Origin of the sequence: Methanosarcina sp. 2.H.A.1B.4 (genome assembly GCF_000979385.1) — an archaeon.
In the GTDB taxonomy this organism is placed as follows: Archaea; Halobacteriota; Methanosarcinia; order Methanosarcinales; family Methanosarcinaceae; genus Methanosarcina.
The window spans coordinates 1-19,787 of sequence record NZ_JJOV01000001.1 but is presented as its reverse complement, the minus strand read 5'-3'; the positions used below and the strand labels follow the sequence as shown (position 1 = coordinate 19,787).

22 protein-coding genes, 1 tRNA gene and 1 pseudogene are annotated in these 19,787 nt (G+C 44.1%); 6 read left to right on the top strand and 18 right to left on the bottom strand.

Annotated features, from left to right (window positions below; genetic code table 11):
• Positions 1-96 precede the first annotated feature (96 nt).
• From EO92_RS16575 to EO92_RS00100, 4 genes are all read right to left on the bottom strand, one after another.
• A complete protein-coding gene (locus tag EO92_RS16575; RefSeq protein WP_162197433.1) occupies positions 97-1,125 on the bottom strand; it encodes a ribonuclease HIII in 1,029 nt (342 codons plus the stop codon).
• Between the two features lie 799 nt (positions 1,126-1,924).
• A tRNA-Thr gene (locus EO92_RS00110) sits at positions 1,925-1,996 on the bottom strand.
• Between the two features lie 185 nt (positions 1,997-2,181).
• Positions 2,182-2,655, bottom strand: a complete 474-nt coding sequence (locus EO92_RS00105) for a chorismate pyruvate-lyase family protein (protein WP_311135566.1) — start codon at positions 2,653-2,655, stop codon at positions 2,182-2,184.
• A 108-nt stretch (positions 2,656-2,763) separates the two neighbouring features.
• The gene (locus EO92_RS00100) at positions 2,764-3,078 is read right to left on the bottom strand and encodes a DUF5611 family protein (protein WP_048135960.1); all 315 of its coding nucleotides are present in this window, start codon (positions 3,076-3,078) and stop codon (positions 2,764-2,766) included.
• 499 nt (positions 3,079-3,577) lie between these two features.
• Here EO92_RS00100 and EO92_RS18350 point away from each other — a divergent pair, with 499 nt between their 5' ends.
• Complete coding sequence (locus EO92_RS18350) at positions 3,578-3,751, top strand: hypothetical protein (RefSeq protein ID WP_235283100.1); 174 nt, start codon at positions 3,578-3,580, stop codon at positions 3,749-3,751.
• Positions 3,752-3,949: 198 nt separating this feature from the next.
• Here the strand turns inward: EO92_RS18350 and EO92_RS16570 are convergent, their stop codons facing one another.
• From EO92_RS16570 to EO92_RS00070, 5 genes are all read right to left on the bottom strand, one after another.
• The gene (locus tag EO92_RS16570) at positions 3,950-5,365 is read right to left on the bottom strand and encodes an ATP-binding protein (protein WP_156165676.1); all 1,416 of its coding nucleotides are present in this window, start codon (positions 5,363-5,365) and stop codon (positions 3,950-3,952) included.
• Positions 5,366-5,373: 8 nt separating this feature from the next.
• Positions 5,374-5,952, bottom strand: a complete 579-nt coding sequence (locus tag EO92_RS00085; RefSeq protein ID WP_162197432.1) for a SpoIIE family protein phosphatase — start codon at positions 5,950-5,952, stop codon at positions 5,374-5,376.
• Positions 5,953-6,160: 208 nt separating this feature from the next.
• The gene (locus EO92_RS00080) at positions 6,161-6,559 is read right to left on the bottom strand and encodes an anti-sigma regulatory factor (protein ID WP_048168627.1); all 399 of its coding nucleotides are present in this window, start codon (positions 6,557-6,559) and stop codon (positions 6,161-6,163) included.
• A 172-nt stretch (positions 6,560-6,731) separates the two neighbouring features.
• Positions 6,732-7,106, bottom strand: a complete 375-nt coding sequence (locus tag EO92_RS00075) for an STAS domain-containing protein (protein ID WP_048161021.1) — start codon at positions 7,104-7,106, stop codon at positions 6,732-6,734.
• A gap of 7 nt (positions 7,107-7,113) precedes the next feature.
• Positions 7,114-7,920: a PAS domain-containing protein gene (locus tag EO92_RS00070; RefSeq protein WP_048168626.1), complete on the bottom strand. Its 807-nt coding sequence runs from the start codon at positions 7,918-7,920 to the stop codon at positions 7,114-7,116.
• Between the two features lie 432 nt (positions 7,921-8,352).
• Here EO92_RS00070 and EO92_RS00065 point away from each other — a divergent pair, with 432 nt between their 5' ends.
• Complete coding sequence (locus EO92_RS00065; RefSeq protein ID WP_048161019.1) at positions 8,353-8,655, top strand: hypothetical protein; 303 nt, start codon at positions 8,353-8,355, stop codon at positions 8,653-8,655.
• Positions 8,656-8,782: 127 nt separating this feature from the next.
• Here EO92_RS00065 and EO92_RS00060 read toward each other — a convergent pair whose 3' ends face one another.
• Positions 8,783-9,763 (bottom strand): methanogenesis marker 2 protein, encoded by a 981-nt coding sequence (locus EO92_RS00060; protein WP_048168625.1) that lies wholly within the window; start codon positions 9,761-9,763, stop codon positions 8,783-8,785.
• A 327-nt stretch (positions 9,764-10,090) separates the two neighbouring features.
• On the opposite strand from EO92_RS00060, the gene EO92_RS00055 reads away from it, so the two are divergent.
• A complete protein-coding gene (locus tag EO92_RS00055) occupies positions 10,091-10,267 on the top strand; it encodes a 4Fe-4S binding protein (RefSeq protein WP_048168624.1) in 177 nt (58 codons plus the stop codon).
• A 100-nt stretch (positions 10,268-10,367) separates the two neighbouring features.
• Here EO92_RS00055 and nifB read toward each other — a convergent pair whose 3' ends face one another.
• From nifB to queC, 5 genes are all read right to left on the bottom strand, one after another.
• Complete coding sequence (gene nifB, locus EO92_RS00050; protein WP_048168623.1) at positions 10,368-11,339, bottom strand: nitrogenase cofactor biosynthesis protein NifB; 972 nt, start codon at positions 11,337-11,339, stop codon at positions 10,368-10,370.
• Positions 11,340-11,536: 197 nt separating this feature from the next.
• Positions 11,537-11,890, bottom strand: a complete 354-nt coding sequence (queD, locus tag EO92_RS00045; protein ID WP_048135944.1) for a 6-carboxytetrahydropterin synthase QueD — start codon at positions 11,888-11,890, stop codon at positions 11,537-11,539.
• A gap of 114 nt (positions 11,891-12,004) precedes the next feature.
• The gene (locus EO92_RS00040) at positions 12,005-12,772 is read right to left on the bottom strand and encodes a 7-carboxy-7-deazaguanine synthase QueE (protein ID WP_048168622.1); all 768 of its coding nucleotides are present in this window, start codon (positions 12,770-12,772) and stop codon (positions 12,005-12,007) included.
• A complete protein-coding gene (locus EO92_RS00035) occupies positions 12,773-13,333 on the bottom strand; it encodes a DUF366 family protein (RefSeq protein ID WP_048161013.1) in 561 nt (186 codons plus the stop codon).
• 89 nt (positions 13,334-13,422) lie between these two features.
• Positions 13,423-14,118, bottom strand: coding sequence for a 7-cyano-7-deazaguanine synthase QueC (gene queC, locus EO92_RS00030; RefSeq protein ID WP_048168621.1), 696 nt, complete (start codon positions 14,116-14,118; stop codon positions 13,423-13,425).
• A 211-nt stretch (positions 14,119-14,329) separates the two neighbouring features.
• On the opposite strand from queC, the gene EO92_RS00025 reads away from it, so the two are divergent.
• Both EO92_RS00025 and EO92_RS00020 read left to right on the top strand, forming a co-directional pair.
• Positions 14,330-14,830, top strand: a complete 501-nt coding sequence (locus tag EO92_RS00025) for a metallophosphoesterase (protein WP_048135935.1) — start codon at positions 14,330-14,332, stop codon at positions 14,828-14,830.
• Positions 14,831-15,079: 249 nt separating this feature from the next.
• The gene (locus tag EO92_RS00020) at positions 15,080-15,478 is read left to right on the top strand and encodes a putative zinc-binding protein (RefSeq protein ID WP_235283099.1); all 399 of its coding nucleotides are present in this window, start codon (positions 15,080-15,082) and stop codon (positions 15,476-15,478) included.
• A gap of 11 nt (positions 15,479-15,489) precedes the next feature.
• Here EO92_RS00020 and EO92_RS00015 read toward each other — a convergent pair whose 3' ends face one another.
• Both EO92_RS00015 and EO92_RS00010 read right to left on the bottom strand, forming a co-directional pair.
• Positions 15,490-16,191 carry a metallophosphoesterase gene (locus EO92_RS00015; RefSeq protein ID WP_048168619.1) on the bottom strand — a complete coding sequence of 234 codons (702 nt, stop codon included), beginning with the start codon at positions 16,189-16,191 and terminating at the stop codon, positions 15,490-15,492.
• A gap of 167 nt (positions 16,192-16,358) precedes the next feature.
• A complete protein-coding gene (locus tag EO92_RS00010; RefSeq protein ID WP_048168618.1) occupies positions 16,359-18,287 on the bottom strand; it encodes a hydantoinase/oxoprolinase family protein in 1,929 nt (642 codons plus the stop codon).
• Between the two features lie 353 nt (positions 18,288-18,640).
• Here EO92_RS00010 and EO92_RS00005 point away from each other — a divergent pair, with 353 nt between their 5' ends.
• A complete protein-coding gene (locus EO92_RS00005; RefSeq protein WP_048168617.1) occupies positions 18,641-19,351 on the top strand; it encodes a class I SAM-dependent methyltransferase in 711 nt (236 codons plus the stop codon).
• A gap of 270 nt (positions 19,352-19,621) precedes the next feature.
• Here the strand turns inward: EO92_RS00005 and EO92_RS17330 are convergent.
• Positions 19,622-19,787 (bottom strand): annotated as a pseudogene (locus EO92_RS17330) (IS1634 family transposase); the annotation flags it as partial.

The following is a 19,787-nucleotide window of genomic DNA, read 5'->3' as shown; positions in this document are numbered from 1 at the left end:
TATCAGATAAATCACTAGGATAAGGAAGTCTTTCAGTCTGTTCTGACATTGACGAACAATCTTGGTACAGGTATTATTTAATTTTAAGACAGCCTCTTACAGGAGGCGAGATTTCCCCCTCATAAATTCCTTTACGGGAGTGAAGTGAAGCTTTGCTACTTCTCCTATGTCGTGTTTGTTGTGCACTCTGGCCAGGAAGCTGCCTACCATATTTGCTCCCCTGGGAACTGTAACTCCAATCTCTTTGGACCTCTCGTCCATGACGCTCAGGAATGCATCTCTGGCAAGTACGGATGCTGCAGCTACTGCCATAGACTTCTCTTCGGCCCTGGTGGTCTCGATGAGGTTTACTTTGTTCAACAAATTTCTCTGAGACAGGGCTTCAGACACAACATTGTTACTTGCAAACTGGTCGACGACGACAGTTGGACACTCGATGTTGATCAGTTCCACGGCTTCTGCAATGTTTCGTGCATGGGCCTGGGCAAGGAGAACATTCAGGTTGCCGTACTTTGCATACATTGCATTATACTCGCGTGGGTTATACGTGTGGATTACATACTTTCCAGCACAGTAATTCTTAATGAGCTGAGCAACCTGCCGGATCTTGCCATCAGTCAGGGTCTTGGAATCCGCAACCATGTGCTTCAGGATGGACATTGCTTCCTGAGACAGTGAATTATCGATGCAGAATGCAGCTGTGACCAGAGTCTCACATGCTCCGCCCTTTCCAACTTCATCTGCTCCTATACAGAACAGGGGAAACTTCTCCGAGACGGTTGGGTTACTGATTACATTTTCCGAAGCCTGGGAAGCTACTACCTCGGACAGCCGCTGCAGGCAGATGGCAGGAATTGTAATCTTATGCTTGAATTCGCTCAGGTCGATGTTCTGGATAAGCTCTATGATTTTTGCAGATTCGGGGTTATCTCCAAACCTGGACATGTCGATGGTAAACCCATTTTTCTTGGACGAATAGATGTTAATCTGACCTACCCAGTTGCTGAAGCTAGTCCTGAACTGGATAAATTCTGCAGTGTTCTGCATCATCTTTATGTCCGAGACTACAATACCATGAGCCTTAAGCCCATTTGAAACCAGTGTAAACATCTCTTTTAGGGTCATGATCATCGAAAAGTGGGTTGTGGTTTTGGGAGGAAGAACCCTTTGATCCGGATATAGATGAAAAAACTGCAATTAAATATCTACTGTAGACTCCTGTTTGCGCTAAAACATGCACAAAAAAGTAAGGATTATTTCCACAAACATCACATAAAGCTCTATGGCTTAGCATGTCATTGGTAAGGATGAGGACACAGGGTGAAAATACAATTCATCGCTCGTATATCGAGCGACTGGATACTCGCATTCAAGTACTCAAGCAGTCTAAAAGAACGACGTTTCAGTTTTCAAGGGATCCTGACATAATCCTGAATACTTGACCTGACAAAGGGGGGTCAATGTCAAGTATTGAATATCTGACAGGATATACCTTTGAAAATCCCTACATGGAAATTACTCATGACTTCCATGGGTTCGCCCTGGAAACATGGGCATAAGTGTAACAGTTGCTTTTTTGGATTGTTCTTGGTGTGTTAGTTTCGATTGAGGGGTTCGTCTATAAACATGAGGCATATGTGTGTAATCAAGCGTGCCCCAATAAAACTGAATACACGCCCTGCCACAGCGCGTCTTTGGTAAGGAAGAGGCGTAGGAAATGAGGTTCATTCCATGTTTCGATCCTTCCCAACATCATTCTGGTATGCAAACACCCGAAAAAGAGCCCTGAAAATTCGCCTCAACTGCTACAATTCTGTTGGGTAAAATTCAAAAAAAAGTTCAGTAGAAATTGTTCTATTCACAAAGGAGAAAAGTATAGTGGGAGGTGGACTTGTAGCCCACATATTCCCTAAAAATATTTTTAAGCCTCGGGCGGGATTTGAACCCGCGACCTCGTCCTTACCAAGGACGCGCTATACCCCTAAGCCACCAAGGCACTGTTGCTGTAAGAGCATCTCCAAAATATCACACCAGAGATATAAAGGTTTCGACTGATCAGGTTGCAGACAGGGAAAAAGCCCCTGACTGTCTGAAGATCTAAACATCTATTTTGGAAAATCTGGAGAACTTTCCTGTAAAAATACCCACGCCTTAGCATTTGTTTTCCGGCATTTCAGGTTTTTAAAGGTTCCAGCGCTCATCGATGGGGAAACGTTCATTGATCCACATCAGGACATAGTTGTTATGGACGATTTTATAGGAACGGGAAAGGACTGGAATGCCGTCAAAAGTGGTTTCTTCTTCCAGGACTTCGAGTTCTCCCATGTCGCGCCTGGTCTCGAGGTTGTGGCTGCGCAGGATCCTGCCTATGGGGATGTCTGCGCGCATTAGCTGTTCCTTCATAGTTGCAGGCATGCGTTCCAGAGGAGAGAGTGACCTTGCCTGGACGAATACCGTATCCCCTGCATAGAGCCGGACTGTCCTGTTATTTACCTCACTGCCCTCTTCCACACCAAGAAATGCAGCCATTTCCTTATCGGCTTTGATTATGTGCTGAGACTCGGTTTTTACATTAACCGGTTTTCGGGTCATGATCTCGAGGAGAAAGGTTACGGAACCATCGGTCCCACAGCAGACCCGAAGGCAGGTGGGAATTTCGAGGCATTTCAGTTTATCAAGGAAATCTACTTCCAGAATGATACCTCCAGGTAAGGGCTGCCTGATGTTATTGATAATTTGAAATAAGAATGAGAGGTAAGGAGTTTATTCCTCTCCGACTTCTTTTTTTGCATTTTTCAACCGCTCTTTTGCCGTGTATCCGGTAGCCTTTAAGAGAAACTCCCGGTAGGCTTTGTTAGTCTGCAGGATCGTTTCATCATCTTTGATAGTAACATCGGAAACAGTGTCCACAAAGAGCATTTTGTTTTCTATCCAGACCGTTATCTTTGACATTGCTCCATAGGAAGTTTCAATATGGTCCCCGTTCCGGGAGATCTCAGTCGGGAAGCATTCCTGCATTGCCGAGTAGATTCTATCAATTTCAGGTTTAAAACCGCGCTTTAATTTATACTGCTGCATTGCTTATCCTCTTATAAGATATTTTCATTTCAGATAAAGTTTGCTTAGAATCGTTTTGTCTGGAACCCGCATTGGTAATCCGAAGCAGTCAAAATATAGGGTCCCGAGAGGTGGATTTCTCCCCCAGAATTGATCTTCATGTATTTTTGCTTCAGGTATATCCGCTAATTATCTATCTAATAACGCTGGTTTTCTGTTTATTGCCATTGATTCCAGGCTATATTAACACTTTCTATTTATTTGAATATTAGTTTAATCATTATCAAATTAATTATAATTATGTATTTGCCCTCTAATATTGAACTAAAAAATCACAGGGGAAACCATTCTCGTCTAGTGCTGTATTGTCCCTGAGTTGAAGACTCTAATATTGAACTAAAAAATCACAGGGGAAACCGGATATGGTAACGCTTCCTGCAAATGTAAAAGAAGCGCTTGAAAATCAGCAGGATGCCTCCCTGTAACCACAGACAAAAATGGTGTTTCAAACGTATGCTTGATGGGTTTTGCGAAAGTAAGAAACGACGAGACCCTTATCATGGCAAACGTTTTCTGGAAAAAGACCAAAGCAAACCTGAACGATAACCCGAAAGCTGCCCTCAGCACTTACATACTTTCGATGAAAGCCTGCCAGATGAAAGGAAATGTAGAACTGATCAGTAAGGTCTTCTAATGAATGGGGTTACCGACTGGTCGCTTCCAAGATGGTAAATCTCAAACCAAAAGGTGCAGCCCTTCTCCATGCAGAGGAGATATACAGTGTTTCCCCCGGCCCGAGTGCAGGGGAAAGAATCTCATAAAAATTTCATATGAATTTTTACCTAATTTTTCATTTCTACTGTGTTCCGGCACAGCTCACTTTTTTCCCGAATCATTTTATCGGTAATGTGAACATGAATGTGCTGCCTTTTCCCACTTCGCTCTCTATCCCGATTTTCCCGCCATGCAGTTCCACAAGTTTCTGGACAATGGTAAGTCCAAGTCCGCTTCCCTGATACGTGCGTGCCTCCTCGGTGTCTATCTGGCTGAAAGGCTTAAATAGCTTCTTCTGGTCCTCCTGCGAGATCCCAACACCACTATCCCTTACAGAGATTTCTGCAAAGTCTCCGCCAATCTGGGCCCCGATGGTCACTGAGCCTTCACAAGGCGTGAACTTGATTGCGTTGCTTGTAAGGTTGTAGAGGACCTCTTTGAATTTTTCTCTGTCTGCATGGAGAACCCGGAGCTGGGGGTCGAGATCTTTCTCAAGGCGGATATTCTTTTTTGATGCCAGAGGAAGGAGTGTTGTCACGACCTCACAAATCGATTCCGGTACCGATATCTCTGTGTATCGCAGCTCCATCTTTCCTGCTTCGATCTTCGAAAGGTCAAGGATATCATTGATTAGAGACAGCTGGTGTTTTCCGTTCATGGAAATATTGCCAACATACTTTCTTTGCTTCTCATTCAGCGGCCCGATCACCTGCTCAAGCAAAAAATCCGAATACCCAATAATAGAGTTCAGAGGTGTCCTCAATTCATGGCTCACGTTGGCCAGAAACTTAGACTTGGTGTTGTTTGCCTCTTCAGCGGCCAGTTTGGCTCGAACCATCATCTCTTCTGCCCGCATCTGATCTGTTACATCGATCCCCAGGCCTCCGTACACTGTTGCTCCTTCGTCCAGATTGATCGGAAACCTTATGGTGCGGTAGAAAAGTTCGTTTCCTTCCGGATCTACAAGAGCTTCTGTCTTTGTGCTGCTGTCTTTTTCTTCAGCTCTCGCATCTCTGATCCACTCCTCTATCCGGAAGTATTCTTTCAGATCATTATTTGAATTCAGATAATTATTTGAATATACAACAAGTCCTGCGTCATCTTTTATGAATGCAGCAGCAGGCAAATTATCCATAAATGTGGCAAATTGTTTTTTGCTCTGCTGTAGTTTTTTGGAGTATTTTTTTAGTTCTTTATTCGTCTGCTCCAGTTCTTCAGCATATCTCTGTAGTTCTTTCCTGCTTTTTTCGGAAGCTTCGATCCATTCTCTGAAGGCAAGGCCATAGGCCATCATCATTTCCATCAGAGGGGTTGAAAGATAACGTGCGGATTCGATAAGTTTCGCGTCTGGATACGTTTCTGCAAGGCGAGCTATTGCTTCCTCATGGATCTCTGCGAGGTCCTCAGGAGGTATGTTTTCTCGGACCAGCTCTCTACCGAGTTTCTCTATTTCAAAAAGGTATTTTTCATCAGGGTCATCAAAATAATTTTTTAGAAGAATGTGGTATCGGTGTTTGAATTTTTGCAGTGGCATAGGGTAAATCACTCATTATATCTGTTATAGATTAGAATTGTAGCATCGTCTGTTTCTTTTGCATGATCCCTAAGTATTTGATTTGCCAGTTTTTGCACATCCCTGCAGAGGAACTCGTCATAACCGGAAATATCAAGACGTTCTGAGATGCCGTCAGTCCACATGAGCACAAGGTCACCATCAGCCAGGTCTACAGTATTTGTATTTAATTTCCTGTACCCACCCCCAACGATACCCCAATCACTGCTCAAATTCATTTTTTTTCTACCCCTTATTACTACATTGATATTTCCTATTCCCCCATGAGTCAATGTAGAATTGTTTTTATCAACAATGACTATGCTCATTGCCGTTCCTCTGGTATGTTTTATCTCCCGGTCACACTTCTCAAATATATGGTGCAGTGGTTCACAGAGGTTACGAGATATACAGTCTATAGCTGCTTTTGCAGCCGTTTCAGCCTCTATTCCATGCCCGAGGCCATCAACCATGCATAGTGTGATACTATCCTCGTTTTCCCACCACCTACACTGATCTCCACAATGTGGATCGTTGAATAAAGAATGAGTTGCAGTACCTATGTTCATGTGTTCCATTCTCTTTTCCAGGCCCTCTGATTTCACCTTAAATGGCCGTTCTCTTTTCCCAACTCTTTGACGGTTTATCCTGGTTCCGGACTTTACCTTCTGCAGGATTCAGGTGCTAATATCTTCACAGCGCCCGGTTCAACAAATTAAATGGTTCCCCCATTTCGAGGATGAATTTTTTATGTTAGGATTTTTGCGTCACATCAAATTATTTCCGGGCCCTTTTGATCTCCATGGTAATTTTTGTATATCCTGGCTCTGATGCTATGTCAAAATTGTTTACAAGCCGTCTGGCTCCCGGAAGCCCTGCCCCCAGCCCATTTCCCGTAGTGAACCCGTCTTCCATTGCCTGCTCAATATCCCCAATTCCGGGGCCGTTGTCTTCTACAACTACTTTAATACCCATTTCCCTTTCATCCTGTTCTTCACAAATGGAACAGCTTCCTTCTCCTGCATATTTCAGGACATTCCTGGCCAGTTCTGAAATGGCCGTGGCCATACGTGTCTGATCTGCCGAACCAAACCCCAATTCCTTCATGATCTCCTTTGCTGTCTGCCTTGCGAACAGGAGATCACTCTCGGTTTTAATCGGTATCTTCTTATTCATTGCTTATTCCCTCTCAGGTTATCCCCCATCATTAATCTGGTATTTCCCATAATTTACCCATACCAGGATTCTGCCTGCAATTTCCCACTCCTCTTATTATCCTGTTGCTGTGGCACAGGTAAGTATGGAAAATACATCTCCACAGGTAAGAATTTATACAATTTTTAATTCTTCAATTGTTTAATGAGGTCTGATTCCCTTTTGTGGAAATGAGTATTTTGTCAATCCCCTTGCCGAGGTTAAGTGCTGTCTGCACACCTATCAGTTCGCGCCCCATTTCAACAAGGGTCAGAGCAACCATAGGCTGCATGCCGCAGAGTACCACTTTCGCCCCCATAATTTGCGCCATATTTGCCGTTTCATTGATAACTCTCGCCATAAATGAATCGACAATCTCCATACCTGTTATATCAATCAGGACTCCTATGGCTTCGGTTTTTTCAAGCATGTTCAGCAACTGGGCCTGATATTCAAGTACCTCTTTGTCTGTAAGGTCTCCCGGTATCGATGACAGCAAAACGTTCTTCACTTTCAATATCGGAATCATTTTTTCATTACCTCTCACAGGAGACTACTTTCTTTCCCATTATACCGAAGGCTTTTGAGATCCCTGCTTTCAGTGAACCGCAGGTCGTGATATTGCTCAGGTCTATTCCGAGTGTGACCAGGGTCTGTGAGACTTCAGGGCTGAAACCAGTTAGAATCGTCTTTGCCCCGAGCATTTTTGCTGCATTTACTGCCTTGATGATATGCATTGCAACTGCAGTGTCTACTACTGGCACTCCTGTGAGGTCCAGGATCGCCAATTCTGCTTCATTTTCCACAATTGAATTTAGCAGGTTTTCTATAATCTGCTGTGCACGTGCTGTATCGATGGCTCCTACCAGAGGCAGCAACAGGATCCCATCCCATATTTTGATCACAGGGGTTGCAAGCTCCAGAATCGTCCGGGTCTGTACACGAAGGTCATTTTCCAGCTTCACTCTGTTAGTAATATCCGCAATATATTCGAGCCCTCCAACAATGTTTCCTTCCTCGTCTTTTAAGGGCATAGCCGTTATCTCTACGTTGATTGTTTCTCTCTGACACGGAATTTCATAATGGCCTGCATATTTTTTGCCGCTGTCCATTGCTTGCTTGATCCCACACTTAGCTACACTGCAGCACTTTGCTTCAAGGACTTCATAGCATTTTTTTCCTTTGACTTCTTTTAATTCTTTTTTATGCCAGTCACAACCCGCCGGGTTGATAAACAAAATATTAAAGTCCTTATCTACAGCTATTACAGGAATCGGGATTGATTCCAGAAGAGCATGTTCCAGGTCTCGTGCCTCTATGTTGGATTTATTTGCAGTGTTCATTTTTCATCCTCTATTGCCGGATTTTATTACCTTTAAAAGCAATGTTTCATGGCCTTTTTTATTTAAAATGAGATTAAAACCAATTATTGGAGGTCTTCAATTTTTGCTGTATTAAATTTAAATCTCTTACCATTATATTATATACTTTTATTTTATATTTAATATATTGGTCAGTATTGTACTTAAATTTTTTTATACACTGAGTTGCTATACTTCATGCTTTAATTTAATATTAAAGATACTCTTCTATTACAATGGAGGAAAATTAGATTCTGAATCAGGTTTTCAAAGGAGTAGGGGGTACTCTAAATTTGGGAAACAACATAAATATGATCATACTTATCAGTAATTTACTGAATTGCACACAAAATTCGGATGGGCAAACAAACTTATATCCCATAATCCTAACAAAAAGAGGAAGGTGACCCCTGGATGCACAAAACACTCAACCTTGAAGATTTAATCGCCAAAAAGAATAAAGAGAATGTAGAGAAAGATGCCGATCTGGAGTATGAAGAGCTCTACGATCTGATTATCCCCCCTGGAACGGTTGTGTCCATCATCTACGATATCGTGGAAGAATTTGGTCTTGAACCCGTAACGCGGAAGATGCCTGTTGGTATTGTAAACAGTGAGGAAAGGGAAATTCTTGTCCTTCGTGGGCCTCTTGAAAAGGTTCAGGCCGCAGAAGAATTTCTCTATAATGAAATGAAGGCCTGGGTCGAAGATAAGTAAACCTGCACAGGCCCGGTCAAACGGGGGTAAAAAATAGAAACAGGTGCTGGATAAGTAAAATAACAACTTTTCAGCAAACTAATATTTTTTCTTTGAAACAAGTACAAGACATGCAGAAGGGTTCCGATTATTCGGAACCGATGCCTGTAATACTGTCTTTTGAAAAGTCAAAAACAGTTACCCTGCCTGTTTTATCGTATATATCGAGTTTTGAGCCTTCTTCGATTATTCCTATAACTGCAGCTGTGAGCCCTGCATTTTCAAACACATTTACGCATTCTTCTGCTTTTTTCGGGTCTGCAGTAAATACATAGCCTGTTCCAGGATGCACTTTCAGCCACTGTTCAAAGTCCACATCCTCCGGTCTGGGGACTTTTTCCAGATCCACTGAGGCTCCCACCTTGCTTGTCTCACAAAGCATTCCAAGCGTTCCTATTAGCCCTGGATTGCTTATGTCCTTGCCAGCTGTTGCAAGTTTTCTCTTTGCTATTTCCTGGGTTACGAGATAGCTTTCCCTTACCACTGAAGGCTCTTTGAAAGAAGTCGTATCCCAGCTGTAAGGGGAATTTGGGCCGATTTTTCCGTCCATATCATAGGCTGCAATTACCAGATCTCCAGGGTTTGCAGTATCACTCCTGATTACGCAGTCTCTTTTGACAATCCCTATAATAGCAACGGAAAGGGAATTGTACCGTGTATCGGGATGTACATGCCCTCCTACCACAGGAACTCCGAATTTCCTGACTCCCTCAGCCAGCCCTTCCATCAGTTCCCTGCAGGCATCCGAAGAATTTGCAGAGGCGATATCCACCATGGCAAGGGGTTTTCCACCCATCGCTGCAATGTCATTTATATTTACGACCACAGCCCCGTAACCTGCCCACCAGGGGCTCGCATCTAGCAGCCGCCCCCAGATGCCATCCGCTGCAAAGAGGATAACGTCATCTCCTCCAATATCGATCACTGCAGCATCATCCCCGAAATCAACGATAGCGTCCCCATATTCCGGGCGGACGGCTTCGAAGATGGAAACTATATCCTCTATCTGTTTTTTTCGGGTAACTCCTTCGAAATTCTTTATCCCTTCTGCTAGCTCTTCCAGATTCAATCAAAGGCTTCCTGTTTGTTTTTTAATTTTATCAATGATAGTTTCAAAAATTAACAATAAGCTAATGATAAGCTAATGATAAGCTAATGATAAGCTAATGGTAATCAATGCCACATTTATAAGCTTGCCCTCTCCATTTTCCTCATAGCCAGGCAATGCGATGTATTATGGTCAGTAAATAATTCAGGTTATCCTTTATCTGTTTTTTCTTTGTACCGGAGAATGGAAGCGAAAGCTTTTTATTAAATTATTATATCCTAATATGTCAACCTAATATAATTCAAACGTTATAATAGTCCCGAATTGATGAAATAAGGAGTGAAAAACATGGTAGCTAAAATCGATGCAGATGCCTGCACAGGCTGTGGAAGCTGTATAGATGAATGCCCTGCAGCTGCAATCTCCCTAAGTGACGATGATATTGCAGTTGTAGATGAAGATGAATGTCTTGACTGCGGTGCATGTGAAGATGCCTGCTCGAATGGGGCAATCGCCATCGAGTAATGCTTTCAAAATAAGTTTGAGAAGCGGAGTTCTTGAACTCCGCCTTTTAGGCTCCCGGTTTCAGAGCTTTTTAACCCGGGACTGAATATTCTCGAGTTTTTCAGGCTTCTTCTTTTCCGTTCTTTTCCAGAATTTCTCTTGCTTTTTCCATATCTTCTTTTGTCTGGATTTTTATAACCTTTCTGCGCTCTTCGCTCATCTGCGACATGTCCTGAGCAAGGAGTCCGTAAGCATCGGCTCTGCACTGCCTGCAGTGGCGCATCTGCATAACGTAAGGCTCGCAGGCTTCCTGAACGGCTTTCCTTTCTTCGGCTGTAGGGGGCTCAATGTCTGCAAAGGCTCCCTGGTTGATCAGGGGCATGACGTTCATAATGTAAACCCCGAGTTCATTGAGTTTTCTGGCAATCTCAACTACGTGTTTGTCATTGATGCCCGGGGTGAGCACGGTGTTGACCTTGACAACAATTCCTGCATCAACAGCTGCTTTTATTCCCTGAAGCTGGTTTTTAATCTGGATCTCTGCAGCTTCAACTCCCCTGTAGACTTCACCGTGGTAAACTATATGGTCCACTATCTTTGCCTGGATTTCGGGGTCGATTGCATTTACCGTAACCGTTAGTGTGGAAACTCCCACACGCAACATGTCCTGCAGTTTTTCGGGAAGCAGGAGTCCATTTGTGCTCATGCAGAGGGTTACTTCAGGGAACTCTTTTCTTATAAGTTCAAAGGTCTCAAAGGTCGCATCATTAGCCAGAGGGTCGCCTGGTCCTGCAATTGCAACTACCTTGATGAATGGATATTCTGCCAGGATCTGCTTTGTCTTTTCAAGGGCTTCCTCCGGAGTCAGGACCTTACTAGTAACCCCGGGCCGGCTCTCGTTTACGCAGTCGAATTCTCGGACGCAGAAGTTGCACTGGATATTGCACTTCGGGGCCACAGCCAGGTGAATTCTCCCGTATTTATGCTGAGCTTTCTTGTCGTAACAGGGGTGCTCGGCAATCTTTCTCAGGAGCTCCTCCCCAAGTATGGGACCGTTATTGGGCTCTTCTATAGATTGGTTTTTTTCTGGCAAATTATTCTCCTCCGTTCGGAATTTAAAAGTGAAGTAGATCTCATTAAAGGGAAATTTTTGAATGTCTAAAGCACCTATGATACAGACCCTTGATATACATTTTGGAATCATTTAGGAATATCTGTGAAACTTTTTTGTAATTTCTATTACACTATTTTAAAACTATTGTGGAGTCCGTGGTAAGTTATTTCACCTTTTCAGTCCGAAAAATTGTCCATCTCGCACCACTTACCTTCTCCTTCCCAGACTCTTACCAGAAGGGAAAAGCCGAACCTTTCCAGAAGGCGGGAATGGATCTGCTGGCAGAGATGTTCGGAACTGGGAAATTCTATGAGGTCGTTTAACAGGGTATGGTCATATTCCTGAAGGGTTTCCTTGATGCCTTTTTTCAGGTCATAAAAATCAATTACCATCCCGTTTTCCCTTACTTCTCCTTCTACCACTACCTCTATTTTGTATGTATGGCCATGTACTCGTCCGCATTTCCCGTGTCCTGGGAGGTAATGGGCGCTGTCGATATAATCAATAATTCCCAATCTCATATTTGTCATTTTATTCACCCCTTTTTGATTTAACTGCTCTTGCCATTTAATCGCTTGCTGTCTATTGTTTCTTATTTTACGTTTTGACTGTTATTTTACGCTTTATCTGATCCTCTTTTGTGGTTATAAGCACCCCCACATCCTGTGGGTCTGGGAAATGATGCGCGTATCGGTCAGTTCAAGCAGGGTTTTCTGCAGTTCTATAATGGCCTGCACAGATGCCTGTGTAAACCCTGGTGTCCTTACTGCACTGCCAATTGGCGTTTCGGGCTGGAGTATTATACAGGATACATAGGGGGCTATTGCTTCTGCAGCCAGAAACACAGTTTCGGGTTTTGTGTTCCTGCCTACAACAATCTTGCAAAAGCAGTCTCTTGAACTGGTTTTTCTCAGGAGCCTGAAACACTCTATCGTATTTTCCACATGCACTTCACGGGTTTCAGGGGAAATTTCCCTGATAGCTTCCGGAAGTTTAAAGTCCCCTGCAACATATGAGATGTTTTCACGCAGCTTCCTCGCCTGCTCCGGCAGAGTCATATTGGATTCCAGGTACAGAGGCACGGAGAGGTTCAGTTTTTCTATAAAATCTGCATGCAGGAGAGGCTCTCCTCCTGTAAGGGATACAGAGTGGAGTCTATTGAAAGGCTGCAGCATGGACTCCAGATTTTCTACACTTACAGGATTTGGAACCTTTTCGAAAATTCCACTTCCCTCGACTTTTTCATAATCGCATGTCCCGGAGTTTTCAAAGGCCGTATCACAGTAGTTGCAATTAAGGTTGCAGCCTGAAAATCGGACAAAAGCCTGCCTTGTGCCAACGTACGGGCCTTCTCCCTGCACAGAGCAGAAAATCTCTTTTATGTGAGCAGATTCCCTGTCTGAAGAGGGCATTTATACCACTCCGAGAGGCCGGGATTTCCTGAGGTCCTTTTCTATGTCCTCGAATTCCCTTACGTAAGCTTCCCCGATTTCCTGCATGAACCGCACAATGCCTTCATCGTCCCCTATTCCGGCTTCTCTCAGGTTTCCATATACTTCGTGGGAGACATTGATGCCGAAGTGGATCTTCTGGGAAACAGCCGAGGTACTAGCAATTGATACGGTCAATTTTTTACCTTTGATGAAAAGGTCATCTCCTTCTCTTGCTGTGTGGACTCCCAACCCGGCAAGGTGTTCCCTTACAAGGGCGGTAAAAAAGCGCTGACGTGCATAAATCAATTTCAGGTCAGTAGAATCGAAATGTTCTATAATAAAACTCACCATGTCTTCGGACCAGATAGACTCGTTTGCCCTACGGTCTTCGAGGTCAATCATGTGCTCGATTTTTACGTCACATACACCTCTGAAACCAATAATCGAGTCTTCCTTCACTCCAAAGCTGTTGTATGCCCAGAGGGAAGAAATCTGGCTCCCGTCATAGTCAAGTTTTTCGGGTAGTATAATGCACTTCATGGAACTCTCTCTGCAATTCTTTCTTTAACGTATTCTATTGTATTCTATTCAGTATCGTATCTGTTCCTGCTCCGGACGATTTTTCTGATTTAGATCCCAGGTCTTTCCAGAAGCGGGTCTTTTACACCTGCATTTTTGAATGCTCTGGCTCTTCGCATACAGCTTTCACACTCCCCACAGGGAGTTTCTCCACCGTGGTAGCAGCTCCAGCTGTATTCCAGGGGAGCCTTTACTTCAAGAGCCCTTCTTAAGATCTCAGTTTTTCCGAGTTTGATCAGGGGGGCCAGTACATGGACTCCATTCTGAGTAGAATAAGAAAAGGCATGGTCCATTGCCTGTACGTAGTCCAGGGAATTATCAGGGAAGGTCCCGGCTTCTTCTCCATTGAAACCTACTATCAGGTAGTCACAACCCCTGCTTTCGGCAAAGCTTCCTGCAATATTCAACATGGCCCCATTCCTGTTCGGGACCCAGACAGCCTTTGCAGAAGCTTCGGTAATTGTAGCAGGAGCAGTTGCATCAATGTCTTCAAAGGACAGAGAAGGAACGTCTTCATCCCTGTTTACGAGGGATGTGTGTGTTATTTCTGCAAGCCAGTCCAGCTTGATTACCTTGTGTTCTATTCCGAAATGTTCGCAGACCTTTCGGGAGTACTCGATTTCCCGCTCACAGGCCCGCTGCCCGTAGTCAAAGGTAAGTGCCATCTCAATTTCCAGGCTCTCAGCTGCAATCGCAAGAGCTGCAACAGAATCAAGCCCACTGCTCAGGAGGGTTATAGCTTTCATTCCGACTCACTAACTCTAATTTTATGGAAAATTCCCCTTTATTTGTTACTCCCACAGGGTGCTCATAGTATTCTTTAGGGATTCCCTTGATAATACCTATAACTTATATTTAAAAATAGCTGACTTTCTGGCTGGAGAATCTTCCTTTCGGAGAACCCCGGGGCATGTATTAAATATTTAGGACATCTAATATTAACAGAGGTGGGATTATTTGATAGGGATCATTTCGGATTCGCACGATAACCTGACAGCTATCCGGAAAGCTGTGGAGTTCTTCAACAAAAAACAGGTAAAAGCGGTGCTGCACGCAGGGGATGTTGTCTCTCCTTTCACGGCAAGGGCCTTTAAAGAACTAAGTCCAAAACTCTATTTTGTCTTCGGGAATAACGATGGAGATAAAGTAACCCTAACAAAATGGTTTGATGAAATAGGGGCCGTCTCCTGCGGGGAGTTTGGGGACCTGACAATCGACGGGCTACATATCGCCCTCCTGCATGGGACAAATGAGGCGCTGGTCAAAGCCCTTGCCAGATCAGGGGATTTTGACGTGGTGGTCCGGGGCCACACCCACGACCCGGGCGTCAAAATGATCGATGGGACGCCGGTGATAAATCCCGGGGAATGCTCAGGGGTGCTTTCAGGAAAAGCCACGGTTGCAATCCTTGAGATTGCAAACCTGAACGTTGAGATTATGGAACTTGAGATTGATTGATTGATTGATTGATTGATTGATTGATTTATTGATTGATTTATTTATTTATTTATTTATTTATTGATTGATTGATTGATTGATTGATCGCTCCTGATCTTTCCTTATCTTTTCAGTACATTCTACTGTCAGATGGGTCTGTCAGGCTGGTAAAATATCGTAAATTATATCAGGTCTCAAGTAAATTTTAATTTCAATATTTTTTGAAACCATTTTTTATTATAATTTGTAATATGCATGGGATCTGCAAGAATGAAAAATAATGAGCTTCTGCCTGACAGGGCAAAAGAAAAGGAAAGCACAGTCGGAAGAAGGAAGAATATCCTTATTTTTGCCTGTTCAGGTCTTTCGAATACCGGAAAACTTACAATGCAGGCAGCTTCTGCTCTCGCTTTCAGGAGGCCGGATATGTACAGGGCTGCAGCTGCTCACAAAGGGGTCGACACGGTAGAAGATGCAGCCTCCGAAGGCTTCCGAATTCTTGCCCTTGACGGCTGCACGGACCGTTGTGCTACGAAAAAACTCGATGAAGCCGGCCTGAAGGCGGATTTCTACATGCTGGTTACGGAACTCGGGATTGAAAAAACCAGGCCTTCGGATGTGAAGCCCGAATACGTGGAAAAAATCATACGTGCGATAAGGGATGCCTGAATTTTTGATTTTCAGTATCCCCGCTTAAGAATACCTGTTAGTTCTTCTGCATATGGCATCCGTTCTTCTATTTTTGCGCAGACTGCATCGATATCATACTCCAGGCGGAAGAATTCCACATCTCCTGTTTCGGTATCGAAAACCGCACAGCCTGCCCGGGTGTCCCCGTCCCTCGGCTGGCCCACTGATCCCGGGTTTATAATTGTCAGGTCTTCCAGTTTCCGGTTCATTGGAATATGGGAGTGTCCGACTACGAGGAATTCGACATCAACAGGTTCCATCGGGTCTGCAATCATTGCCAGGATATCTTCGTCCGGAGTCTCGGGCTTTATGTACTCGAACATGGAGCGGGGGCTCGCGTGGGTTAAAAAGAGCTTCTTTCCGTTGATTTCTTCCTTGATGACAAGAGGAAGCTTCTGCAGGTACTCCATCCGTGAGTCGTCAAGGACTCCCCAGGTATACTCCCGGGTCGCGATTGAGAGGTGCTTGTACTTATACCCGCACTGGCAGTCCATCTTAAAGGCTACGGCATTATCGTGGTTTCCTCTTATGGTTGGAATGTTCTTTTTTTGCAGGAAATCTATACATTTGTCCGGGTCAGGCCCGTAGTCCACTATGTCTCCCAGGCAGATTGCCCTGTCATGCGGAACATCAAGGACTGTCCGGAGGGCTTCAAGGTTTGCGTGGATATCGGCTATCAGCAGGATCTTCATGTTTTTTTCTCCTATCTAATAATAGCCTGATCTTAGAAAATATTCGGGTATACTAATTTATCTATGGATTCAATCCTTACCTATCTTATCTATTATTCTGGTCTTCCGGTCTTCAAAATAAGAAATAAAGAAACGAGAAGAAGAGTCTGAAATCTGAAGGATTTGTTTCAGGCAGGCAGCCCTCGCATTCCTACTCCCATTACCAGCAGATTTGTCTCCATTGGGGGATGGTTCCAGCCGTCAGGCGAGATGGTCTTTTTTTCAATGGATATTTCAACCTGGTTTCCGCTGAGGCCGCAGTCTTTCATATAGTCTGCAACAATCTTTTTTCCGAGTTCTGTTGCTGCGTTCAGGGCTTCTGCATATAAATCGAACCTCAGCCTGCTGCCGGGTGCAAATACAAGGAAATCCGTTTCAGGTAACATCAGGCTTGCAGGCCTGATCAGAATTTCCACTCTTTTGATGCCTTTTCCTGCAAGAGCTCCTGCTGCATTTCCTACTTCGGCGTGTTCGGGGACCAGGATCTCGGCGTCGATTATTTCTTTTAACTCTTCCCGGTACGCCCGGACCGGGCCTCCGAGCAGGACAACCGGGGTTCCAAGCTTGAACTTTGCGGGGTAGTTTCCGTCCAGGATTTTTTCAATGGCTGTGTATGGCACTCCTTGCAGGATATATGAGAGGAGGTGAAGTGCCATGTTCCTTGCAACCTTCTTTTTTACAGCAGTGCAGAATTCACCGGGAGTCATGCGCATGAGCCTTGCAAGTCGTTCAGCTCCTATTCGGGAGGCTTCTTCGTTCCAGGCGGTATAATTTCCGAGCACATGCAAAGCATCGGTTGGCGTAAAGCCAATTGCCTGGACAAGGCGCTTTTTAATAAGGGAGTCCAGGGTCTGAGGATGAAGGTCTTTTCTGAGAAGGGTTTTGATTTCATGCACGGAAACCGGTTCTTCTCCGATTGCTCCGAGCACTTCGGTTTCGGCTTTGCTCAGTTCGCCTGCCGGGTAGCCTGACCTGACAAAAAACTTTGTGGGCTGGATGTTTTCCCCCAGGTCTTCTCTGGAAGGCATGGGTGTCCTTTTCAGGTTATTCAGAAACCCCTGATACTTCACTGCAGCTACTGCGAGGGGTATGACTCTCCTTGGCCCGAGGAAAAGTTCTCTGTTCAAGGTCCAGATATGGCTGTCTCCGCCTGTAGCTGTTGTCTCCATCCTGATTGCCCGGATCCTTGTTTTCCAGCCGCCAACAACTGCTCCTTCATCGCTCAGGTCAGGGACTCCCATACAGATTGAGGAGATATCGGTACTTGTTCCTCCCACATCCACAACCGCGCAGGTCTTCAGCCCTGAAAGGTAAGAGGCACCTACGAGGCTTGCTGCAGGGCCTGAAAATATAGTTTCGATTGGTTTTTGCAGGGCATCTTTTATCCCCACCACCGAACCGTCACATTTGAGCATAAGGAGCTGTGCATTAATTCCTCGTATTCTTATATCTGTAATAATGGACTGTACAAACTGCCTTGTTATGGGGATCAGCTGGGCATTCAGGAAAGCTGTAACCGCCCTTTCGTAGGCTCCCAGTTCCTGTGAGAGTTCATGCCCACAAACCGCAGGCAGCCCTGTTAACTTAAGTATGGAGTCTCTTGCTTCAAGCTCATGTTCAGGGTTACGTGTGCTGAAATAGGAAGATATGGCAAAAGCTGATACTTTGTCCTTCACGCTCAGCGCAAATTTCTCGATGGCTTCAAGCTCCAGGGGAAAAACCTCTTCTCCGTTGTGGTTGTGTCCCCCTCTGGCAAAGAGCACGTGCCCTGTTGGCAGTTCTTTTTCAAGAGGGTGGTCCCCTATGAGGATCAGGGCTACGGGAAAACCGGTCCCTTCAAGTATGGTATTTGTGGAAAGCGTGGTGGAGACTGAAACCAGCTTTACGTTTTCAAGATATCCCGGATTAAGCCCATCAACTACATTTTTGATGCCGGCAAGAGGATCGGGATAGGTCGTCAGGGCTTTATTTGAGTCTATAATTTCTCCATCCGAGTCCCTTACGAGCACCGCATCGGTGTAAGTGCCCCCCGCATCAATCCCAAGGCTATAATGCATGATGAAAATGACTCCTTTTTATATTTGTTTTTAATATTGGGTTTATTGCAATTTGATAATTAAGTGCAATAAATTGGCTATGTTAAAACTGATTATGATTTAGGTATACCGAACATCAGATAAAAGGAATTGCTTGTCACTGTGAACATTAAATTCAGAGATAGAAAGCGATTTTTTATTTTTACCCTGAGAAATTCGGAGAAATCCGGGTTTGAAAATGGAGTGCCAGGTAAAATTGATTTGGATGAAAAATTGGATGTACTCTTTTTAGGAAAACAATTAATTACCTTAGTTTCTGAAACGTAAAGAAATAATCTTCAATTAGATCTTGAGTGAAAGGGGATCCTGCTGTTATGACTCCTGCAAAACCTACCCCGAACGCTACTCCTCATCTTCCAGAGGATTACGATGCCCGGATATCCGGCATTCTTCCTTACTACTCGTCTTTTCATCAGGAAACTATCAACTTCATCAAATCGCTGCCATTCAGCCCGAAGGTATGGATGGATACCGGATGTGGAACAGGGTCCCTGGTAAATAAGGCAATTGAGGAATTTCCCAATACAAAATTCCTTTTACTTGATCCTTCGGAAGGCATGCTGGGCCAGGCAAAGGAAAAATTATCATCCCGCCCTGCCGGAAGGCTGGAATTTCTGAGAGCTTCACCTACCCAGGAATTCTCTCCGGACTCTCAGGAATTAGAGGAAAAACCGGATGTTATAACTGCTATACAGTGCCATCACTACCTTAGCCGCGAGGGCAGGGCAAAAGCCATCAGCGTGTGTTATAATCTGCTACAAGAAAGTGGAGTTTACGTCACCTTCGAGAACATCAGGCCGCTGACAGAAGATGGCATCACCATAGGAAAACGATACTGGGGCAACTTTCAGTTAGCTCACGGCAGGAGTGAGGAAGAAGTAGAGAGGTATCTTGAGCGTTTTGATACTGAGTATTTTCCCCTAACTGTTGAAGAACATTTGAAGCTGCTGAGAGAAACAGGATTCAAGACCGTGGAGTTGTTCTGGTATTCTTACATGCAGGCTGGTTTTTACTGTATTAAATAATGCTATTTATTTGCTACACAGACTTGTGGTTATTTGTTAACCGAATACAAATCAATTCTAGTACTGAAATAATTGAACTAGAGCCTGATTATTAATCTCATGCCGGCCCAAAAATCCAGCTATGATTATGTTTTTAAGTCAGATGCATAAGCAGCTTGTATTTAATCCTAAGTTTGACAGTACCCACTAATTGGTACTGAATATTTCCCTTTTTATTGGTCCGATTGGACTTGACAGGTTCTATAAATTTATAAAAATTTATTATATATTCTACGTAATCCCACTCATTTTTGCTACAATCAAGCTATTGATCTGGTCAAAATTCGTAAAAATATAGTTTTTGACCCCATTTTTCTTGAAGTTGATTGTAAGTGTCAAATTCTTCAAGCTTTTTTTGATGAATTTCGTAGACCTGTGTTTAATGTCCTCAAATTCA